Raw genomic sequence first — 22,424 nt, 5'->3', positions numbered from 1 at the left:
GTTGAAACCCGCGAGCATCGCAAATGAGCTAAACGAAATTCAAATCGTGGACACCCATGAATCCTCTGAAACCCGCTTCAATACTGGCGTTGCCGCCCTTCAGCATCAAATAAGCCGGACACTACTGTCAGGACCTGATGAGTCCGCAAGCACAGGCGCAGAAGGCCACAGTGAGCCAGTGGTGCAGGGTGCTCGGCATGAGCCGCTCGGGCTGGTACGCGGCGCGCAAGCGTGCCACCACAAAGGCTGCAGTGAGCCCACTGAGCCTTCAGGCCAAAGCAGTCTTCCATGCCAGTGGCAGCAGCTACGGCAGTCGCCGCCTGAGTGCACAGCTGAAATTGCAAGGCTGGGCTGTTGGGCGCCACAAAGCACGCACCCTGATGGCCGCGCACGGGCTGCGAGCGCGCTGGCGGCGCAAGTTCACGCACACCACCGACAGTCGCCATGGCTTGGCCGTTGCAGACAACGTACTGCAGCGCCAGTTCAGTCCTGACAAGCCCAACCAGACATGGTCCAGCGACATCACCTACGTTCGCACACGCAGTGGCTGGCTCTATCTGGCGGTGGTGCTGGACCTGTTCTCCAGAAAAGTAGTGGGCTGGGCCATGGCCCCGAGCATGCCAGCACAGCTGGTGTGCGAGGCGCTGAGCATGGCCATCACAAGCCGCCGCCCCAAGCCGGGATTGCTGGTTCATTCGGACCGAGGCAGTCAGTACGCCAGCGAGCTGCACATGGGGTTGCTGCACAGCCACGGCCTGGTGAGCAGCATGAGTCGCAAGGGCAACTGCTGGGACAACGCAGTGTTGGAGCGATTCTTCCTGAGTTTGAAGATGGAGCGTGTCTGGCAGCGCGACTATGCAAACCATGCCGAGGCCAAGGCGGACATCGCGGACTACATCGTGGGCTTCTACAACCCTATCAGGCTGCACTCCACGCTGGGATACCAGTCACCCAATAGCTACGAGATGCATCAGGCGTTTGCAGCTCACTCAGCTTGAACGAACTTCCCCTATCGGAATGTCTGAAAAAACTTGACCACGACACGCGGGCAGCGAAGGCTACGCCATCTCCCAGCAAAAGAGAAAGCTGATCGAACAAGGCTTTGGCTGGGCCAAGACGGTGGGGCACATGCGTCAGGTGGTGGTGCGCGGGATCAAGAAGGTTGATCAGCTGTTTGTGCTGACGATGGCGGGCTACAACCTCACGCGACTGCGCAGCTTGGGGCAAATCCGTCTGCAGGGGCAGGTGTAAAGGGAAAAGGATCAGAAAACCGTGCTGTACGGCTGAAAACACGCAGGTTTTACGGGCTGACTTCCAGCATACGGAAAGCTGCTGCGAAAAATGCGCTTGCCGCCGCTGAGCAGGTTCGGACGCACGGGAGTATTTCAGCAGCCTGCTAACGCGCCAGGTATTTGCCCTCCGTGCGCATGCCCAGCTTCATGCCGTATCTCTGCATACCGTGCAGTGTGTCTGTCACCATTCTGTTACATTTAAGACACATAATCCAAGGTCAGGCAAATGCGCCTTTGCTATGGGTGCTGCTCGCACACATATTTTCCTTTCCGCGTAAGTGTTTCGTCTGCGGGATCTAAAACTACCATCATTTTTAATGAAACTCATCCCTGCAATTCTGTGTGGCGGCGCTGGATCTCGTCTTTGGCCCGTTTCGCGCGAACTCCATCCCAAGCCTTTCATTCGGTTGGCAGACGGGCAAAGCTTGCTGCAAAAAGCCTTTCTCCGCGGGGCAACCCTGCCCGGGGTCACTGAAGTGCTCACCGTCACAAATCGAGAGCTTTTCTTCAAAACCCAAGACGAATTTCGTGAAGTCAACACAGCCCAGCTGGCGACATCTTTCATCCTGGAACCCTTCGGCCGCAACACCGCTGCAGCCATTGCCGCCGCAGCGCTGCATGCAGTCCAGGCGCACGGTGACGATGCACTTTTGCTTGTGCTCGCTGCCGACCATCTGATCGCCGACCAAGAAGCCTTCACCAATGCCGTGGCCCAGGCCGCAGTGCTGGCCCAGCAGGGCAAGCTGGTCACGTTCGGCATCCAGCCCGATGCCCCTGAAACCGGCTACGGCTACATCGAAGCTGAAGGCAACCAGGTGCTACGTTTTGTGGAAAAACCTTCTCTTGAAAAAGCCCGCGAATACGTAGATTCTGGCCGCTTCCTGTGGAACTCTGGCATGTTCTGCTTTCAGGCAGGCACCATGCTGCAAGCGATGCAACAGCATTGCCCGGACATTCTTGCGGCGACCCAGTTGTGCATAGCGCAGTCTCGCAGGGCTGAAGGCAAAGACCTGATAGAGCTGGAGCTTGATTCGGCCAGCTTTGCAAAAGTCCCGGACGACTCCATCGATTACGCCGTGATGGAGCAATCAGACCAGATCGCCGTGGTTCCCTGCACCATTGGCTGGAGCGACATCGGCTCCTGGACAGCATTGGGCGACCTTTCCGCCGCTGACAGCGATGGCAACCGGATCAATGGCGAGGCGCTCTTGCACGATGTCTCCAACTGCTACATCCAAAGCGACAATCGTGTTATCGGCGCAGTGGGTGTGGACAACCTCATCATTGTTGACACACCCGATGCCTTGCTGGTGGCCGATAAGGCCCGCGCGCAGGATGTCAAGCACCTGTACAAAACGCTCAAGACGAATGGGCATGATGCACACAAACATCATCTGACTGTGCATCGTCCATGGGGCACCTACACGGTGCTTGAAGAAGACCCCGCCTACAAAATAAAGCGCATCGAGGTCAAGCCCGGTGCGTCTCTGTCGCTGCAAATGCACCATCACCGCAGCGAGCACTGGATCGTCGTGAGCGGCATGGCCAGGGTAGTCAATGGTGATCATGAGTTATTCGTCAACACCAACGAATCTACCTACATCCCTGCAGGCCACAAGCATCGGCTGGAGAACCCCGGCATCCTGAACTTGGTCATGATTGAAGTGCAAAGTGGTCAATACCTTGGCGAAGACGACATCGTTCGCTTTCAGGACGTTTACGGGCGGGTTTAATAATCTTTGACCCGACCGAATTCGACACAAATAGGAACATCTCTTGGAAATCCAATCACCCCCCGCGTTGAACGGGGCCTCCAGTAACGGGCGCCAATCCCTGAAAAAACGTTTGTCCGGCATCAACCGCCTCTTTCTACTGACAGTAGTTGCGCCCACTGTGCTGGCGACTCTCTACTTTGGTTTGATGGCGTCTGATGTCTATGTCTCTGAAAGCCGCATTGTCGTGCGCAGTCCAGACAGGCAAGTTGCCACTGGCTTGGGCGCATTGCTCAAGGGCGCAGGCTTTTCGCGCGCGCAAGACGACAGCTACACCGTGCGCGACTATGTGCTCTCACGCGATGCGCTCAAGGAAATAGATGACACGCTAGCCATTGGCAAGGCATTTGCCAGCGACACGGTGGACCGGGTGAGCCGCTTTGGCGGGCTCGACTTTGACACCAGCTTCGAAGCCTTGCACCGCTACTACCAAAAGAAGGTGGACATTCAGCAAGACAGCGCTTCGTCCATCACTACGCTGACCGTGCGCGCCTACACCGCGCAAGATGCGCAGAACATCAACCAGAAGCTGCTGGAGCTGAGTGAAGGCCTGGTCAACCGCCTGAACGAACGCGGCCGCCAGGATTTGATTCGCTCTGCCGCGTCTGAAGTGGCCGAGGCGGAAGCCAAATCCAAATCCGCCGCCCTGGCGCTTTCGTCCTACCGTAACGCCAAGGGCGTGGTGGATCCTGAAAGACAAGCTACGGTGCAACTGCAGCAAGTGGCCAAACTGCAAGACGAGTTGATCGCCACCAAGACCCAGCTGGCCCAGCTCAAGGCCTTTACCCCGCAAAACCCGCAAATTCCGGCCCTGCAAACACGCGCCACTACGCTGCAGGCCGAAATGGCCGCCGAAACCACCAAGGTCACTGGTGGCGAGCTCTCGCTGGCCAACAAGGCGGCCGAATACCAGCGCCTGGCGCTGGAGCGCGAATTTGCCGACAAACAGCTGGCCAGCGCCCTCGCGTCGTTAGAGCAGGCCCGCAGCGAAGCCCAGCGTAAACAGGTGTACATCGAACGCATCGCCCAGCCCAGCCTGCCCGACATCGCCCTCGAACCACGTCGCCTGCGCAGCATCGTCGCAACCTTTGTGCTGGGCCTGGTGGCATGGGGCATCTTGAGCATGCTGCTGGCTGGCGTGCGGGAACACCAGGATTGAAAGGGGAGACCATGGAAGGCTCGTCCCCAAAACCGCAATCATCCCTGCGCGCCTCTTGGGCCATACAGCGCCGGGTTATTGGCGCCTTGTTGATGCGCGAAGTGCTCACCCGCTATGGGCGTCACAACATCGGCTTCTTGTGGCTCTTTGTTGAGCCCATGATGTTCACGCTGGGCGTGACCGCACTATGGACGCTTGCCGGGATTGGGCATGGCTCCAACCTGCCGATTGTGGCTTTTGCTATCACCGGCTATTCCAGCGTCTTGCTGTGGCGCAACATGCCCAGCCGCTGCATTGGTGCCATTGGCCCCAACCTGGCATTGATGTACCACCGCCATGTGAAAGTGATGGACATTTTTGCCGCGCGGCTGCTGCTGGAGGCTGCGGGTGCGACCATTTCATTCACGGTGCTAAGCCTGTTTTTTATTGCCATTGGCTGGATCAGCCCGCCCGAAGACATTGGCAAGGTGCTGTTTGCCTGGTTCATGCTCGCCTGGTTTGGTTTTTCGTTGGCCATCTTGATGGGGGCCTTGAGCGAGCAATCCGAAATTGTTGACAAAATCTGGCACCCGGCGTCGTACCTGCTTTTCCCGCTCTCGGGCGCTGCCTTTATGGTGGATGCATTGCCCTCAGTCGCACAACAGTTTGTGCTGATTCTGCCCATGGTGCACGGCGTAGAGCTGCTGCGCGAAGGCTACTTCGGCTCCACTTTCAAGGCGCACTACGACATAGGCTACATGGCTGTTTTCTGCGCCTGCTTGAGTCTGCTGGGCATGGCGAAAATGCGCGAAATCAGCCGCACGGTGATGCCCGAATGATCCATATCGAGCATGTCACCAAGAGCTATGCCACGCGCCACGGCAACGTCACAGTGCTGGACGACGTCAACCTCACCATTCGGCCGGGTGAAAAGGTGGGCATTCTGGGCCGCAACGGAGCGGGCAAGTCCACCATGATTCGCCTAATCAGTGGCGCGGAGCGTCCCAGCGCTGGTCAAATCCGGCGTGAAATGAGCGTGTCCTGGCCGCTTGCTTTTGGCGGCGCTTTTCAGGGCTCGCTCACGGGTCTGGATAACCTGCGCTTCATCTGCCGGGTGTATGGCAAGAGCACCGAAGACAAGATTGCCTATGTGCAGGATTTTTCTGAATTGGGCCGCTACCTGCGCGAGCCCGTCAAAACCTATTCAGCCGGCATGCGCGCGCGCCTGGCATTTGCCATCAGCATGGTGGTGGAGTTTGATTGCTTTTTGATCGACGAAATTGTGGCAGTGGGCGACAGTCGTTTTCACGAGAAATGCCGCATTGAGTTGTTTGAAAAGCGCAAAGACCGGGCCATGATCATCGTCTCTCATGACCCTGGCTACGTGCGCGCGCACTGCGACCATGCGGCCGTGTTGGTTCAAGGCAAGCTCACCACGTTTGACCATGTGGATGATGCGTTTGCGTTCTATCAAGACCACGCAGCACAATGAAAGCGCTTGCCTGGCAGCTGCCCGCATGGGTACTCACGCTCATGCCCGTGCGATACGCCCGGCAATGCCTGAATGAGCCTGCCTCAATAGCAGCAACAGCACACACGCAGACACGGCAACTGCTGGTCGATGTTTCCGTCATTCACCAAAGCGACGCCCGCACGGGCATCCAGCGCGCGGTGCGGGCACTGCTGCTGCAACTGTTGAGGGCGCCGCCTGCGGGCTATTGTGTTTGCCCCATTTTTGCCACGCGCCAGCACGGCTACCGCTATGCCAACCCCAACTTTCTTACCCCACCAGCGCAGGCACCGGGGGCCGCGATGTCGCCAGTGCCGGCGGACGTGCAAGTGGAATGCGGCGACCTGTTCTTGGGCCTTGACCTAGCAGCCCATCTGTTGCCTCGCCACCAGACGCAGGTGCTGCACTGGAAAAGAAACGGTGTAAAAGTGCATGTGGTGGTTTATGACCTGTTACCACTGCAGCACCCAGAATGGTTCAAGCCCAAAACCACCCGCAACTTCAAACGCTGGATCAAGTGGCTGGCCGTGTATGCCGACAGTGCCATTTGCATTTCTGAAATTGTCAAGCTTCAACTGCACACCTGGCTGAACACTCACTTTGGCGTGCTGCCCACAGCCTTACCTGCCAGCACCATCGTATTGGGGGCAGATATAGACGCCAGCGCGCCCAGCGGTGGCCTTCCAGCAGATGCCCAAATTCTGTTGGCGCGTCTGCGCAACACCCCCGCCGTTTTGATGGTCGGCACACTGGAGCCGCGCAAAGGCCACGACCAGGCGCTGGCCGCTTTTGAGCAGCTTTGGCAACAGGGCAACGGGGCTCTATTAGTCATCGTCGGCCGCCCGGGCTGGAAAACCCAGGCACTGCAAGAAAAACTGCGCCGCCATCCCCAAGCAGGCCAGCGGCTTTTCTGGCTGGAAGACGTCAGTGATGAATATTTGGCGCAACTCTATGCCGCCTGCGGCGGCGTGCTCGTGGCCTCGCGCGCGGAAGGCTTTGGCCTGCCCTTGATCGAGGCCGCGCTGCATGGCAAACCCGTACTGGCACGCGATCTCCCTGTTTTCCGCGAAATGGCGGTGCCAGGCCTAAGCTGCTTCGACAGCGAAACCCCCCAGGGGCTGGCTGGCGCCCTGGCCGACTGGCTGGGGCAGCCTGCCTCCCAAGCGCCCGCGCCTGCGACAGGCACAACCGGGCCGCGTTTCCCCACCTGGCAACTTTCGGCTGCCCAGCTACTGCAGGCCTTGAACTTGGAACACCCAGTGCACAAGCAAAACAACGCCGCTGCTGCTCTCAACGCAGGCACCTCAACTACCTGCCCACCCGGATCGGTCGCATGAGCATCATTTCTTACGCGCAAAATTTTGAAGACGTCATGCTTTGGCGGGCCCTTGGTCATATCGAGCGGGGCTTGTATATAGATATTGGTGCCCAGGACCCGATCATCGACTCTGTCAGCCTTGCATTCCATGAGCACGGCTGGCAAGGTATTCATGTGGAACCCACACCACACTATGCTGAGCTGCTCAGGCAGCAGCGACCCGGCGACACGGTTATTCAGGCTGCGGTTGGAGCAGACCCGGCGGTGTTGCCGTTTTTTGAAATTCCCGACACCGGCATTTCAACGGCAGACGCAGCGATAGCAGCGCAGCATCGCGCACGTGGCTTCGACGTGCGCGAAACCAATGTGCCTTGCATTCCCCTCTCTGCCGTTTTTCAATTATGTGCAGAGCAAGAAATACACTGGCTCAAGATAGACGTAGAAGGTTTTGAGCAGCAAGTGCTGTCAAGCTGGGGCACGTCAACGGCGCGGCCTTGGATTGTGGTGGTGGAAAGCACGCTACCGCTCACACAGATCGAGACCCACCAAAGTTGGGAATCCATACTGCTTGGCTATGGCTATACCTCGGTTTGTTTTGACGGCCTGAACCGGTATTACGTTTCAGACACGCATCCTGAACTGAAGGCCGCCTTCGCCTCGCCCCCCAACGTTTTTGACGGTTTTGCCCTCAACGGCACCGCCAGCGCACCTTTTCATCAGCTCATAGCGGCGCGTTGCCAAGAAAAGATCAGCGCAACCGAAAAGCACCTGGCTGAACTGACGCTCAGCCAGAGCGAGCAAGAACGCGCCCTGCGCGTGGAACACGCCGAGAGGGAGCAGATTCTTCAGCAAAAACTGCAGGCGTTGCAAGATCAAGCCGATCAAGAGAAGGCCGAACTGACTCACAAGCACGGAGAACAGGCCAGTGCACTGCAGATTCAGTACGCCGAGCGTGAGCAAAGCCTGCACCAGAAACTGCAGGCGCTGCAAGAGCAATTGAACCGGCTGCAGCAAGAGCGCGCGGTACGCGAACAAACGCTGCATGAGCAAAACAGCCAATCGCGCCAGGAGCTGGAGAACCTGCTGCGCCAACTGGTGCAGCGCGAGCAGCAGCTTGCAGCGCAACTGCTCAAAGCCCAGCAGCAGGCCGAGCAAGAAAAAACAGCACTGGCGCGCAGCCATGGCGCGCAAGAGCGATCCCTGCGCGGCCAGTACGCAGAGAGGGAAGCGGCACTCACTGAACAACTGCAAGCCGGGCAACAAGAACTCAAGCGCCTGCAGCAGGAATGGGCGCTGCGCGAAAAAGAACACGTGGAACAAACCCGCCAATCGCACCAGGCGTTAGAAAGCCAGCTGCGCAGCCAGGTGCAGCGCGAGCAGGAAATCGCCGCGCAATTGCTGCAAATACAGCAGCAAGCCGCGCAAGAGAACACCGAACTGGCGCGCAGCCACGACGAGCAAGAGCGTGCGCTGCAGCGCGAACATGCCGAGCGGCAGCAGGTGCTTGCCCAACAGTTGCAAACCGCTCAAGAAACGCTACGCAGTCTGGAGCGCGACTGGGCGCACAACGAAAAAGCACTCGGCAAGGAAATTGCAGCCCTGCAACACGACGTGCATGCCCTTCATCACGCCAGGCAATTGCTCACGCAGCAGCATGATGCAGAACGCAGCGCCAAGCTGGGCGAGCACCAGCGCGCGCTGGCCGCTTGCGCAGCTTTGGAGGCAGAACTCAAAGCCGAGGTGTTGTTCGAGCAGCAAGCCAGCCTGCAACTGCGCCAGTCGCTGGCCGAATTGCAGCACCACCTGGACAGGGTGCATATGTCCCTCAGTTGGCGCATAACCGCCCCGCTGCGCAAGCTGGCCGCGCTCATTGCACCGCAAGGCAATGCCGCAGCCATATCCCTCAAGACGGATGAATCAAGCAGGCCAATGCAGAAGGCTGTGGCAGCGCCGCAGTCAATGGATGTGCAACTTACGTCTGCAAAGCCCGAAATACCCGCCACCGCTGTTGAAAATCATGTGCCAACCCCAGACGCAGCAATGGCCCCGGATGCCCCACCACTGGCAAATAGCCAGCCAGTTTCAGAAGCCCCATTGATCAACGCTCAATTCGCAACGATTGAGCCCACCATTCCGTTCCCTGCACCAGTGACTATGTCGCCTACACCAGCTCCAGTCGCAGCCTCCACGCTCGATGAATTATTGGCCCAATACGATCAGCACTTCATTCAATCCGCCTACCTGACGTTGTTGGGTCGGGCCCCCGACCTTGAAGGGCTCAACTACTACCTGAATCGCCTGCGCGCGGGATTTTCAAAAATCCAGATTCTGGCGCAATTGGGCTTGTCAAAAGAAGGTAAAAACCACGCAGCCAAACTGCCGGGGCTGGATATCGCGATTGAACGCCATCAAAGAGCGCAATACCCCTTGATTGGCTGGCTATTCAGGCTGGTTAATGGCTGGGAGGGCAATCACCCCACCGAACGCAAATTGCGCAGTATTGAAAACCAGGTTTTTGTCCTGGGTGATGAGAGCAAACGCCGTTTTAATCAGCTGGAGACGGCACTTGCCGGTTTGCATCATCTGGTTGTGCAAGAAACTCGGTCTGTCGTCGCTGCAGTGAGTAGCGCACCCTTGATAGTGCCGGGTGAATCAAGCACGACATCTATTCAGCCGCCAGAGCCAGAAGGGCTTAAGCAACTCTCGCCACGTGCAAAAGATATTTATTTTCAACTCAAAACAGTAGCAGCAGCTCATGCTGAGAGGACAGAGTAATGCGTATCGTGATTGATCTACAAGGGGCACAAAGTAGCGGATCTCGTAACCGTGGAATTGGACGATACACGTTGTCGTTAGCGCAGGCGATCATCCGAAATAAGGGCTCGCATGAGGTGCTAATAGTCCTTAACGGTCTATTTCACGATACGATTGAACCAATTAGGGCTCTGTTCGATCAGCAATTGCCACAAGAAAATATCCGTGTGTGGCATGCAGTCGGACCGGTTAGCCACATTGATCCGGCAAATAATTGGAGGAGGAAAACAGCTGAGTTGAGCCGTGAGGCATTTCTGGCAACGCTTTCTCCGGACATACTTTATGTGACTAGCCTATTTGAGGGGCTGACTGATGATGCGGTGACAAGTATTGGGTTACTTACACAAACCATACCTACTGCAGTCACTCTGTACGATTTAATCCCTTTAATCAATAGATCACCATATTTGGATAACCTTGTAGTCGAGTCGTGGTATGAAAACAAGCTTGACCAAATACGAAGATCCAGCCTATTGCTAGCCATTTCCGAATCGTCTCGTCAAGAAGGTATTGATTACCTTGGGTTTCCAATAGAGCGTTCAATCAACGTAGGTACAGCCGCTGATCCACAGTTTAAATATATTAATATTAGCAGTGTGATAGAGCGTGATGTACGTGAGCGCTATGGATTGCTGAAACCTTTCATTATGTATACCGGTGGCATTGATCACCGTAAAAATATAGAAGGACTGATTCGCGCATATGCATTGCTTCCCCAATCTCTGCGTATGAAGCATCAGCTCGCTATTGTTTGTTCTGTTCACGATGATACGCGCCGAATATTAGCAGACTTGGCAGCGAAGCAAGGTCTAGCTGCGGACGAGTTAATACTTACCGGATTCGTCCCAGAAAATGATTTAATTGCTCTTTATCATTTGTGCAAATCATTTATTTTTCCTTCCTGGCATGAAGGCTTTGGTCTCCCAGCTTTGGAGGCGATGTGTTGCGGGGCAGCTGTAATAGCAGCAAATACGTCAAGCCTGCCCGAAGTAGTCGGAAGAGAAGACGCGTTGTTTAACCCGCACGTCGACAGAGCAATAGCCCAAAAAATTCAACAAGTCCTGACGGATGATGCTTATCGTGAAGAGTTGATCCAGCACGGGTTGGCACAAGCCAAGAAATTTTCTTGGGACGAAAGTGCCAAATTGGCAATTGGCGCATTTGAGAAATTTCACGCTGAAAATTTGAGGAACCAGCCGACTTTCTCTCAACCTATTTCCAGGCCCAAGTTGGCATATGTTTCGCCACTTCCGCCCGAACGTACCGGTATCGCTGATTACAGTGCAGAACTGCTATTAGAACTAGCGCGTCACTACGATATAGATGTAATTGTGGCGCAGGAAACCGTCACTGACCCATGGATCAAAGAGAACTGCTCAGTGCGAACAGTGCTCTGGTTCTCAAGCCATGGCCACCTTTATGATCGCGTTCTGTATCATTTTGGTAACTCACCATACCATCAGCATATGTTTGACCTGCTGGCGCCAATACCTGGAGTTGTGGTCTTGCATGACTTTTTCCTGAGCGGAATTATCCATCATATGGATGCGCATGGATTTTCCCCGAACTGCTGGACCCGTGAGTTGTATCACAGTCACGGATACAAGGCTGTCCAAGAGCGCTACGATGCTAAAGATATCGCTGATGTAGTCTGGCATTACCCTTGTAACAAGACTGTCCTTGAAAATGCACAAGGCGTGATTGTTCACTCAGAAAGTTCGCGACGGCTTGCTAGTCAATGGCTAGGGGAAACCTTTCCTAAGGATTGGTCTGTTATTCCTTTACTCCGTACCCCAGCAGTTGCAGATGGGCGCTCAAAGGCACGCTTAGCCTTGGGATTGGACGAAGATGTATTTTTGGTATGTAGTTTTGGCTTGTTGAGCCCTAACAAACTAAATCGGCGTTTGCTGGATGCTTGGTTAGCGTCGCCACTCAGCAAAGACAAACGCTGCTACCTTGTGTTCGTGGGGGAAAATCACGCTGGTGATTACGGTGCAGAACTGACTGCTACGATCCGTAATAATGATCTCTCTAATCGCATACGTATCACTGGCTGGACAGATACAGCGCAGTTTCGTCAATATCTGGCAGCCGCTGACGTGGGTGTGCAACTACGTACCCTGTCTCGTGGTGAAACCTCCGCTGCCGTACTGGACTGCATGAACTATGGTTTACCCACTATCGTTAATGCGAACGGCTCAATGGCTGACTTGCCAGAAGATGCCGTATATATGTTACCTGACGAATTTGATGACGTTGATCTGACTAGTGCACTTGAAACCTTATGGAAAGATGAAAAAAACCGCCATGCCATTGGAGCGCTCGCGCGTGAAGTGGTTCACACGCAGCATGCACCACGCACCTGTGCTGATCGATATACGCAAGCTATTGAGCGTTACTATAAACAGGAAAAAATTGGCACAGCCAGCTTAATCAATGCGATCGGAAAAATTGAAGATAAATTAATAAATGAAAATGAGTGGTTATCACTTTCATTATCTATCGACAGAAACGATCAATGGCCTGCAAAAAAACAGTTACTACTTGATATTTCAGTATTAGTACAGTCTGATGCCAAAAGTGGCATTCAGCGAGTGGTTCGCAGTATCCTTTCCGAACTTCTCGAAAATCCACCCAAAGGATTCAGAGTCGAACCAGTCTATGCTTATCCAGATGGCCCTTATCGTTACGCTCGTCAATTTACGCTAGGTTTTATGGGTTGTCCCACTACGGCCTTAGTAGACGACCCGATAAATGTTGCAAATGGCGATGTTTACCTATGCCTGGACCTTACACACCATATTGCTTTAGCTCAGGTTGATTTTTATGCCTACATGAGACGAGTTGGTGTTCAAGTTAACTTTATCATTTATGATTTATTGCCCATCCTAATGCCCCACCGCTTCCCGGACGGGGTTCATACTTTGCACGCACGTTGGTTAGATATGCTTGCGCGTACAGATGGTGTTTTGTGCATCTCCCGTGCCGTAGCGGATGAGATGGCGGAATGGCTCAACGTATTTGGCCCTGCGCGTTTGCGCCCGCTTAAGATAGGCTGGTTTCACCTAGGCGCGGATGTGGCTGAGTCAGTCCCAACAAAAGGTTTGCCCGTTGATGTAGAGCATGTGTTGAAAACCATATCCCGCCGCCCGACTTTTTTAAGTGTTGGGACGATCGAACCGCGAAAAGGGCAGCAGCAAACGCTGGCAGCATTTGAACGACTCTGGAATAAAGGCGTTGATGTCAATTTGGTGTTCGTGGGCAAGCATGGCTGGAATGTAGATCAACTGATCGACGCATTAAGCAGCCATTCAGAACGCGATCGACGCTTGTTTTGGCTGGATGGAATTAGCGATGAATACCTCGAAGAAGTCTATGCGGCCTCTACATGTTTGATCGCCGCTTCAGAAGGCGAGGGCTTTGGCCTGCCGCTCATTGAGGCTGCACAGCATAAGCTACCCATCATTGCCCGCGACATCCCCGTGTTTCGCGAGGTGGCAGCAGAGCACGCTTTCTATTTCTCTGGCCTAACACCTGATGCGCTCGCTGACGGCGTGCGCAAGTGGCTGGCGCTTGACAAGGCAGGCCAGGCCCCACAGTCCGACACCATGCCATGGCTGACATGGAAGCAAAGTACACAAAACTTGCTGGATGTGACACTCGGCGATCAGTGGTATCGGCAGTGGATGCCCGACGATGTACGCCGCTTCTGGGGTGCTGATAGCCGCCTGGGTACGCAAGTGGGCAAACGCACCGGGCGTGACATCGTGAGCACAGGCCAGGCGGGGTACTTGCTTTTCGGCCCTTATATCCCCTTGGCCGCAGGCCAGTATCGAGTGGTGATTCGTGGTGCACTCGGTAAAAACGGCGCTTCCGGGGCACGTATGGATGTCGTCGTTGATAAAGGCGATCTCATCCTTGGCGAGTCTGTTCTGAGCGAGTCCGATAAGGATGGTTGTCTCGCAGCGCTGCTGTTATCGCTGAATGCACCTTGCACCGACCTAGAGGTCAGGGTCTGGGTCAGTGCGAAGACTGATTTGCATGTATCCATGATCGAGATTGCACCTTGGCAAGGTGAACAAAAGTCAAGCAGTATCGACTCAGAGAACATAGCAAGAGTGGATTCCCCTGATCGAGATGCGGTATTGATCAAACCGGAAGGCCAGAAACAGAGTAGTCAAGTCATATCATTCGTACCGAGAGCAAAGGAACCCACCCAAGACTTCGCGGAAGTGAAGGCTGAACTATCACAGCGAGAGTTGATCGGCAGTTCGGCGTTGCTTCAGCCTGCACACAGTAACCCTTCTGACAAATCGAGGCATCGAAATGAATGAGTTCTGGGCACCAAACTTTATCGTCGTTACCTTTGATCAATTCGTTACGACCGAGTTGGCTTAATCCAACAATCACAATTTTTTTCAGGATTTATTTATGATCAGCCAGTTGTGCACAAAAAACCAACTACAGAGTAGCGATTTCGATTACTGGGCTACATTATTTGGTTCAGCAAAACATATGCATCGTAAAGTATGGGAGTGGTGTTTTATTGCACAAGCGCTTTCTAGCGCAGGTGTATTGAAAGATGGAAAAAAGGGGTTTGGATTTGCCGTAGGAGAAGAGCCACTCGTTTCGGCTTTTACTATGCGTGGCGCAACAATTATTGCGACTGACTTGGATCCTCAAAGTGGAAGTTCACAAGGGTGGATCGAAACATCGCAACATGCAACTAACATTGAAAAATTAAACAAGAGAAAAATATGCGCGGATGATCAGTTTCGCGATCTATGCTCCTTCGAGTTCTGCGACATGAACAACATACCGGAAAAATATAATAGCGACTTCGATTTTATTTGGTCATCCTGTGCACTTGAGCATCTAGGTTCGCTTGACCATGACAAAGATTTTATTTTGAATTCACTCCGTTTGCTGAAACCCGGTGGCATTGCAGTGCATACGACAGAATTCAATGTTTCGTCAAATTCAGAAACCATTACATCAGGTGAAACAGTCCTTTATCGGAAGAGCGACATTGAATCCATTATCACCGAAGTCCGTAAAACCGGTTGCACAATAAATATTGATTGGAATTATGGAGGTGATGATTTAGATTACTTTGTGGACATACCGCCTTACACGCATAATCCGCATCTGAAATTACGAATAGCGGATTTTACTGTAACCTCAATCGCATTGGTTATAAATAAGCCATGATTCGATTTATACAATGCCATCCTAATTTTTTAGAGAGGCCTAATCTTGATGGCATCAATTATTTCTGAAGTCATGGAGCGCAAATTCTGGCCACGCCAGTAAGCAGTAATATATTCATCGAACAATGCGCAGTCTTTGACGCGATATTCGAAGCAGCAGAAATAATGACCAAGGCGGTGCTTGCACGGACCCCGCAAGCAGCCAACGGGGGCGGCTCCTGTTCACGTTCGATCAACTCAAACCGTATATCCTAGTATTCCTATTGTTTCAACTTTAAGTAGACTTACAAAATGACTAAAACAGCAATCATCACAGGTATTACCGGCCAAGACGGCGCTTATCTCGCCGAACTGTTACTGGGCAAGGGCTACAAGGTTTACGGCACCTACCGCCGCACCAGCTCTGTCAATTTCTGGCGCATTGAAGAGCTGGGTGTCGACAAGCACCCTAACCTGCACCTGGTTGAATATGACCTGACCGACCTGTCGGCCAGCATTCGCCTGCTGCAAACCACGGGTGCCACCGAGGTGTACAACCTGGCCGCGCAGAGCTTTGTGGGCGTGTCGTTTGATCAGCCAGTCACCACGGCAGAAATTACCGGCCTTGGCCCCGTGAATTTGCTTGAGGCCATTCGCATCGTCAACCCGAAGGTGCGTTTCTACCAGGCCAGCACGTCTGAAATGTTCGGCAAGGTGCAGGCTATTCCGCAGATTGAAGACACGCCTTTTTACCCGCGCAGCCCTTACGGCGTGGCCAAGCTCTACGCACACTGGATGACGATCAATTACCGCGAGAGCTACAACATTTTTGGCAGCAGCGGCATTTTGTTCAACCACGAAAGCCCGCTGCGTGGCCGCGAGTTTGTGACCCGCAAAATTACCGACAGCGTTGCCAAGATCAAGCTGGGCAAGCTCGACTGCCTGGACCTGGGCAACATCGATGCCAAACGCGACTGGGGTTTTGCCAAAGAGTACGTGGAAGGCATGTGGCTGATGCTGCAGGCTGATGAGCCCGACACCTTTGTGCTGGCCACCAACCGCACCGAAACCGTGCGCGACTTTGTGCGCATGGCGTTTAAAGGTGCCGGCATTGCCGTGGACTTTAAAGGCGAGGCCGAAGGCGAAACGGCGGTTGACACGGCTACCGGCAAAACCGTCATGCGCATTAACCCCAAGTTTTACCGTCCGGCTGAGGTTGAGCTGTTGATTGGCAACCCCGAAAAAGCCAAGGCCAAGCTGGGCTGGGCACCCGCCACCACGCTGGAGCAACTGTGCCAGATGATGGTGGAGGCTGACATTCGCCGCAATGAAGCCGGGTTTTCGTTCTAATTAGTCAGTAGTAAGGCCTTCCCTATGACGCCCATGACGGCCATGACGCCGATGACGCAACTCCCGCTGGTGGATATCAGTGACCTCATGGCCCAAAGCGGGGTTGCGTTTGGCACCAGTGGTGCGCGCGGCCCGGTCGTGGCCATGACCGATGCGGTGTGCTTTGCCTACACGGCAGCCTTTTTGCAGCACATGGCCAGCGTGGGCGAGTTTGCGCCGGGCACGCCTGTCGCTCTTGCGGGTGATTTGCGGCCAAGCACGCCGCGCATTCTGGCCGCTTGCGTGGCAGCCATCCAGGCGCAAGGTGGCGTGCCGGTGTTTTGCGGTTATGTGCCTTCGCCCGCGTTGGCGCTGCATGCGTTTTCGGTAAAGATTCCGTCGCTCATGGTCACGGGCAGCCATATTCCCGACGACCGCAACGGCATCAAGTTCAACCGCATTGCGGGTGAAGTTTTGAAGCCCGACGAAGCGGGCATTAAAGCCCAGCAAGTGGCCATGCCTGCGGGCCTGTTTGACGCAGCGGGTGCCTTGCTGCTGCCGCAGGCGCTGCCTGCGGTGGTCGACGTGACCGGGGCATATGTGCAACGGTATGTGCGCTTTTTTGGGGCAGATGCCTTGAGCGGCATGCGCGTGGGGGTGTACCAGCACTCTGCAGTGGGGCGCGACCTGCTGGTGACGCTGCTGCAGGCGCTGGGCGCTGAGGTGATGGCCCTGGGGCGTTCGGCCACGTTTATTCCGGTAGACACCGAAGCGGTGCGCCCGGAAGACGTAGCGCTTGCGCGGCAATGGGCTGCCGAACATCGGCTTGACGCCATTGTGTCTACCGATGGCGACTCCGACAGGCCGCTTGTGGCCGATGAGCATGGCGAGTGGCTGCGGGGCGATGTGCTGGGCATTTTGTGCGCCCACTACCTGGGCGCGCAGTGCGTGGCTACGCCGGTTAGCAGCAATACCGCGCTTGAAAAATCCGGCTGGTTTGCACAGACACCGCGCACGCGCATTGGCTCACCCTTTGTTATAGAGGCCATGCAGACTGCTCTGCAGCAGGGCTTGCCGGGCGTGTGCGGCTACGAGGCCAACGGCGGCTTTTTGCTGATGAGCGCAATGCGCGTCGAAGGGCGCGAGTTGGCCCCCCTGCCCACGCGCGATGCCGTGCTGCCCATGCTAGCGGTGATGGCCAGCGCGCGTGCAAGGGGCTGCACGGTGTCGGCATTGCTTGACGCCTTGCCGGCCCGGTTCACCTGCAGCGACCGGATTCAGAACTTCCCCACGGCCCTGAGTCAGGCACGTCTGACGGCCTTGCAGACCGGCAGCGATTCCGAGCAGCGGCAGGCTTTTGAACAGGTGTTTGGCGAGGTATCTGGCACCGTAAGCGACCTCAACGCCACTGACGGTTTGCGCGCCACATTTGCCAACCAGGAAGTGATCCATCTGCGCCCATCAGGCAATGCACCCGAGCTTCGCTGCTACACAGAGGCATTGTCGGCACAGCGCGCGGCTGAAATCAACTTGGCGGCGCTGCGCGTTTTGGCGACCTGGCGAGACGCATGATGGCATTAGCTGCCAAATGCCTGGTTCACCATACGCACGAAACACACAAGGTAAATCTATGAGCAAAATTTTGGTTACCGGAGCAGACGGCTTCACCGGCCGCTACCTTGCGGCGGAACTGCAGCGCGCGGGTTACGAGGTGCATGGCCTGGTGCATAACCCCGTTGCTTCTGGCAAGGTTGCCGGGGTCAGTGCATTGCATGTGGCTGATTTGTCTGACGCCGCAGGGCTGGCCGCAGTGGTGAATGAGGTGCAGCCCGACAAGGTGGTTCACCTTGCTGCCATTGCTTTTGTAGCGCATGGCGATATTGAGGCTATCTACCGCACCAATCTGGTGGGCACACGTCACCTGCTGGAGGCGTTGGCCCAAAGCAAAGCGCCGCTCGATGCGGTTTTGCTGGCCAGCAGTGCCAACGTGTACGGCAACTCTGTGGGCGGTGTGCTGGACGAAAACACCCCGCCTGCCCCAGCCAACGACTACGCCGTCAGCAAGTTGGCGATGGAGTATGTGGCGCGACTGTATGCAGACCGCCTGCCGCTGATCACGGTGCGGCCTTTCAACTACACGGGCGTTGGGCAGGCAGAGAGCTTTTTGATTCCCAAAATCGTCAACCATGTGCGCCGGCGTGCCCCGCTCATTGAGCTGGGCAACCTGGATGTGGCGCGTGATTTCTCCGACGTGCGCAATGTGGTTCAGCTATATCGGCGGCTGCTGGAGGCGCCGGCTGCCGTTGGGCAGACTTTCAACGTGTGCACGGGCCAGGCCTGGTCTTTGAACGATGTGCTCGCCATGGTGCGTGAAATTTCGGGGCACGACTTTGAGGTACGGGTGAACCCCGCCTTTGTGCGGCAGAACGAGGTCAAGACGCTGGTGGGCAGCCGGGCCAAGCTGGATGCGGTGGTGGGTGAGGTGCCTGAGATTGCGCTGCGCGACACCCTGCGCTGGATGCTGGAGGCGTGAGTTTGAAGCTGGTCTTGTCGGTGGAGGCGTTATCCCCCAGCCTCACGGGAATTGGCCGCTACACATGGGAGCTGGCGCAGCGGTTGCCAGAGCATGCCCAACTGCAAGGTGTGCGGTTTTACCGGGGTGGGCGCTGGGTGGATGAGCCCGCCCGTTTGTTGCAGGTGGCAGCGCATACAGGCACAACGGCTAAAGCCAAGCCATTGTTTCGGCTCAAGCGACCGCACTGGCTGCACAACTGGCGCACCTCGGCAGCATGCCGCGGGCGGGTTTTTCATGGCCCCAACTTTTTTCTGCCGGCCTGCGCTGAGGCAGGGGTTGCCACCGTGCACGATCTTTCGGTCTTCAAATACCCCGAGACGCATCCGCTGGAGCGCATCAGGCATTTTGAGCGTGAGTTCACCAACTCCATGGCGCGGGCAAACCACTTGGTCACCGACTCTGAGGCCACTCGCCTGGAAGTCATGAGTTTTCTGGGCTGGCCCGCAGAAAAAATCACGGCAGTGCCGCTGGGCGTTTCTTCGCAATTTACACCGGCATCTGCCGCTTCCTTGGCCCCGTTTCTGGCCAAATATGGGCTGGCGTTTAAACGTTATGCGTTGTGCGTTTCCACGCTGGAGCCGCGCAAGAAAATTGCCAACTTGCTGCAGGCCTATGAAAACCTTTCGCCTCAGGTGCGTGAGCAATACCCTTTGGTGCTGGTGGGCGGCGCTGGTTGGCTGAGTGAGGCACTGCACCAAAAAATTGACCGTTTGGCGGCGCAGGGCTGGCTGCGGTACCTGGGTTTCGTGCCAGAAGCCGACTTGCCTGCGCTGTATGCCGGCGCCCATGCGTTTGTTTACCCTTCCGTTTACGAAGGTTTCGGGTTGCCGGTGCTGGAGGCTATGGCCTCTGGTGTGCCGGTGGTTGCTTCCATGTTCACTTCACTGCCTGAAGTCACGCAAGGCGCTGCCCTGCTGGTGGACCCTGATGACATTGATGCGCTGACCCAGGGTATTCATAAAAGTATGTTCGACGAACCCTGGCGAGAAACCGCCTGCAAGGCGGGTTTGGCCATAGCCCAAAGTTATACGTGGAGCCGCTGCGTAGATCTAACGGTCGATGTTTATAAAAAAGTAATGCGCTGAATTACGACCACATTATAAAAAAATGCAATTTAAATTCATGAAATCAAAACCTGCTGGCGCACTAAACCGTCCTGTTTCATTGCTGGTTTCACTGCTTGCCGCAAGTGCTGTGGGCATGCTCAGTGGCTGCTCTACCTACCCAACCTGGCTGCCTTCATCAGGCCCCAGCACAGAGCAAGTGCAACAAACACCCGACACGCCAAGCGGCTCAGGCATTCAGATTGTGGATGTGAACGATGCCGTGGCGCGCAGGCTGCTGGCCAGCCAGAGGCTGGCACTTTTTTCTGAAACATTCAGCGCTTCTGCCCAGCCGGGTTATGTGATTGGCGCGGGTGATGTGATTGAAGTGTCGGTATGGGAGGCGCCGCCTGCCGCCTTGTTTGGCAGTGGCGCTATAGACCCGCGCTCGGGGCCAGCCACCACGCGCGTAACGGCTTTGCCTGAACAAATGGTCAATAGCAACGGCAGCATCAACATTCCATTTGCGGGGCAAATTGCAGCCGCAGGGCGAACCCCGCAGCAGATTGAGGCCGACATCGTGCAGCGCCTCAAGGGCAAGGCCAACCAGCCGCAAGTGCTGGTGCGGGTGATCCGCAATAACACGGCCAATGTGACGGTAGTAGGCGAGGTGACGACGAGCACGCGCATGCCACTCACAGCACGCGGCGAAAGGCTGCTGGATGCGCTGGCCGCAGCGGGCGGCACGCGCCAGCCGGTCAACAAAATGACATTGCAGGTAACGCGTGGCAACCAGGTGCAGGCCTTGCCCCTTGACACGATTATTCGGGATCCTCGTCAAAACATCGTGCTTCAGCCCGGCGACGTGGTGACATCGCTGTTTCAGCCACTCAGTTTTACCGTGTTGGGTGCCACTGGCAAAAATGAAGAGTTGAACTTTGAAGCACAGGGCATTTCGCTGGCGCAGGCCCTGGCCCGTGTGGGTGGCCTGCAGGATTCGCGGGCCGATGCGCAAGGTGTGTTTATTTTCAGGCTGGAGTCGCCTGCCGCGATGGAGCTGAATGGAAAGACGGTGCCCACAACGCCTGAGGGGAAGATACCGGTTATTTACCGTGTCAACCTCAAAGATCCGGCCACTTTCTTTGTGGCGCAGAGCTTTCCGGTGCAAAACAAGGATGTGCTGTATGTGTCCAATGCGCCCGCGGCTGAATTGCAGAAATTCCTTAATGTTGTAGTTTCCACTGTTTATCCCGTTGCTAACATTATTAATATGGGAAATTAAGTTGTTTAATTTGGATGAAATTTTCAAACCACTCCATGCGTGAGTCGTTGATTGATGTTACACGCCTAGTAGATAGGGCGATGCAGGGGCGATTACCCACGGGGGTGGATCGCGTCAGCCTTGAATATATTCGCTATTTTGGCCATCGTGCAACGGCACTGGTGCGATTTTCTGGGCAATGGGTAGAGCTTTCGTTGGCGGATTCAGAGCGCGTTTTTGATGGGCTGCTGTCCCCAGCGGACAACTTCAACGCTTTGGTTCGGCTGGCAGTTGCCAAGTCTTTCTTGAGTAGTGTGGGTCGTCAGTTCACCGATTCCCGGTTTTTTTTCAATACCGGGCACAGCGGTTTGGAGAAAACGTATTACGCCCAATTTTTGCAACGTAGCGCCTTGAAACCTCTGTATTCAGTTCATGATCTCATTCCTGTGACACATCCTGAATATTGCCGTCCCGGGGAAGCTGAGCGCCACCGGGTTCGAATGGACACCATGCTTTCTACAGGGCAGGGCGTTATTGCCAGTTCAGCCGCCACGCTTGCGGAGTTCGCCGCTTATGCGCAGGCAAATTCTCGTCCTATGCCAGAGACTGCAGTGGCATTGCTCGCGCCTGCCCGACTGCCTGAGGTGTTTGCCCCGCCGAAATTAGATGCTCCGTATTTTGTGTTCCTGGGCACCATTGAGCCGCGCAAGAACCATTGGCTGTTGCTCCAGTTGTGGCGGCAATTGATCGAGCGCTTGGGGCAGGCGGCACCCCGCCTGGTCATCATCGGCCAGCGTGGTTGGGAGTGCGAAAACGTGGTCGATCTGCTGGAACGTTGCGAGACGCTGAAGGGTTTTGTCTTTGAGCAGCCCGCCTGCAGCGATAGCGAGTTGGCTTGTTGGCTGCGCCATTCGAGGGCCTTGCTGTTTCCCACATTTGCGGAGGGCTACGGTATGCCTTTGGCTGAGGCGTTGTCCATGGGCGTACCGGTCATTGCCAGTGATCTGTCGGTTTTTCGGGAAATCGCTGGGGAGGTTCCCGAGTATGTCGATCCGTTAGCAGGCTGCTGAAATACTCCCCACCGACAGTCCGCGACAGCCGCCCAGCCGCGACAATCAAGCCCCCCACTGACCAGACAGACGAGCCATCCATGCGCGGAGCCGACACCTTCACCGAGAGCCTG

General features: G+C 55.5%; 15 protein-coding genes and 1 pseudogene. All 16 read left to right on the top strand.

The window, feature by feature from the left end:
• Positions 1-137 precede the first annotated feature (137 nt).
• Entirely contained in the window at positions 138-998 is an 861-nt protein-coding gene (locus tag DTW89_RS14030; protein WP_114656408.1) for an IS3 family transposase, read from the top strand.
• Between the two features lie 46 nt (positions 999-1,044).
• Positions 1,045-1,251: pseudogene (locus DTW89_RS14025) on the top strand (transposase); the annotation flags it as partial.
• A gap of 358 nt (positions 1,252-1,609) precedes the next feature.
• On the top strand, positions 1,610-3,025 hold the full coding sequence (locus DTW89_RS14020; protein ID WP_114656407.1) for a mannose-1-phosphate guanylyltransferase/mannose-6-phosphate isomerase: 1,416 nt from the start codon (positions 1,610-1,612) through the stop codon (positions 3,023-3,025).
• Positions 3,026-3,068: 43 nt separating this feature from the next.
• Positions 3,069-4,223 carry a hypothetical protein gene (locus DTW89_RS14015; RefSeq protein ID WP_114656406.1) on the top strand — a complete coding sequence of 385 codons (1,155 nt, stop codon included), beginning with the start codon at positions 3,069-3,071 and terminating at the stop codon, positions 4,221-4,223.
• Between the two features lie 11 nt (positions 4,224-4,234).
• Positions 4,235-5,041 (top strand): ABC transporter permease, encoded by an 807-nt coding sequence (locus tag DTW89_RS14010; RefSeq protein ID WP_114656405.1) that lies wholly within the window; start codon positions 4,235-4,237, stop codon positions 5,039-5,041.
• Entirely contained in the window at positions 5,038-5,694 is a 657-nt protein-coding gene (locus tag DTW89_RS14005) for an ABC transporter ATP-binding protein (RefSeq protein WP_114656404.1), read from the top strand. Before DTW89_RS14010 ends, DTW89_RS14005 begins: the two co-directional genes overlap by 4 nt.
• Positions 5,691-7,049 carry a glycosyltransferase family 4 protein gene (locus tag DTW89_RS14000; protein ID WP_236637147.1) on the top strand — a complete coding sequence of 453 codons (1,359 nt, stop codon included), beginning with the start codon at positions 5,691-5,693 and terminating at the stop codon, positions 7,047-7,049. The genes DTW89_RS14005 and DTW89_RS14000 overlap by 4 nt, the downstream gene beginning before the upstream one ends.
• Entirely contained in the window at positions 7,046-9,805 is a 2,760-nt protein-coding gene (locus DTW89_RS13995; RefSeq protein WP_114656403.1) for an FkbM family methyltransferase, read from the top strand. The genes DTW89_RS14000 and DTW89_RS13995 overlap by 4 nt, the downstream gene beginning before the upstream one ends.
• The gene (locus DTW89_RS13990) at positions 9,805-14,178 is read left to right on the top strand and encodes a glycosyltransferase (RefSeq protein ID WP_114656402.1); all 4,374 of its coding nucleotides are present in this window, start codon (positions 9,805-9,807) and stop codon (positions 14,176-14,178) included. Before DTW89_RS13995 ends, DTW89_RS13990 begins: the two co-directional genes overlap by 1 nt.
• 97 nt (positions 14,179-14,275) lie before the next feature.
• Complete coding sequence (locus tag DTW89_RS13985; protein ID WP_114656401.1) at positions 14,276-15,055, top strand: class I SAM-dependent methyltransferase; 780 nt, start codon at positions 14,276-14,278, stop codon at positions 15,053-15,055.
• A 290-nt stretch (positions 15,056-15,345) separates the two neighbouring features.
• Entirely contained in the window at positions 15,346-16,383 is a 1,038-nt protein-coding gene (gene gmd, locus DTW89_RS13980; protein ID WP_114656400.1) for a GDP-mannose 4,6-dehydratase, read from the top strand.
• A 24-nt stretch (positions 16,384-16,407) separates the two neighbouring features.
• Positions 16,408-17,934 (top strand): phosphomannomutase, encoded by a 1,527-nt coding sequence (locus tag DTW89_RS13975; RefSeq protein WP_236637146.1) that lies wholly within the window; start codon positions 16,408-16,410, stop codon positions 17,932-17,934.
• Between the two features lie 58 nt (positions 17,935-17,992).
• On the top strand, positions 17,993-18,895 hold the full coding sequence (locus DTW89_RS13970) for a GDP-mannose 4,6-dehydratase (protein WP_114656399.1): 903 nt from the start codon (positions 17,993-17,995) through the stop codon (positions 18,893-18,895).
• Positions 18,892-20,022 (top strand): glycosyltransferase family 4 protein, encoded by a 1,131-nt coding sequence (locus tag DTW89_RS13965; RefSeq protein ID WP_330863506.1) that lies wholly within the window; start codon positions 18,892-18,894, stop codon positions 20,020-20,022. Before DTW89_RS13970 ends, DTW89_RS13965 begins: the two co-directional genes overlap by 4 nt.
• A gap of 37 nt (positions 20,023-20,059) precedes the next feature.
• Positions 20,060-21,262, top strand: coding sequence for a polysaccharide biosynthesis/export family protein (locus DTW89_RS13960; protein ID WP_201741008.1), 1,203 nt, complete (start codon positions 20,060-20,062; stop codon positions 21,260-21,262).
• A gap of 14 nt (positions 21,263-21,276) precedes the next feature.
• A complete protein-coding gene (locus DTW89_RS13955) occupies positions 21,277-22,311 on the top strand; it encodes a glycosyltransferase family 4 protein (RefSeq protein WP_114656398.1) in 1,035 nt (344 codons plus the stop codon).
• Positions 22,312-22,424 lie beyond the last annotated feature (113 nt).

The sequence above is a fragment of the Acidovorax sp. BoFeN1 genome (genome assembly GCF_003345135.1).
Classification (GTDB): Bacteria; Pseudomonadota; Gammaproteobacteria; order Burkholderiales; family Burkholderiaceae_C; genus Acidovorax; species Acidovorax defluvii.
This window is presented reverse-complemented; position numbering and strand designations above follow the sequence as displayed.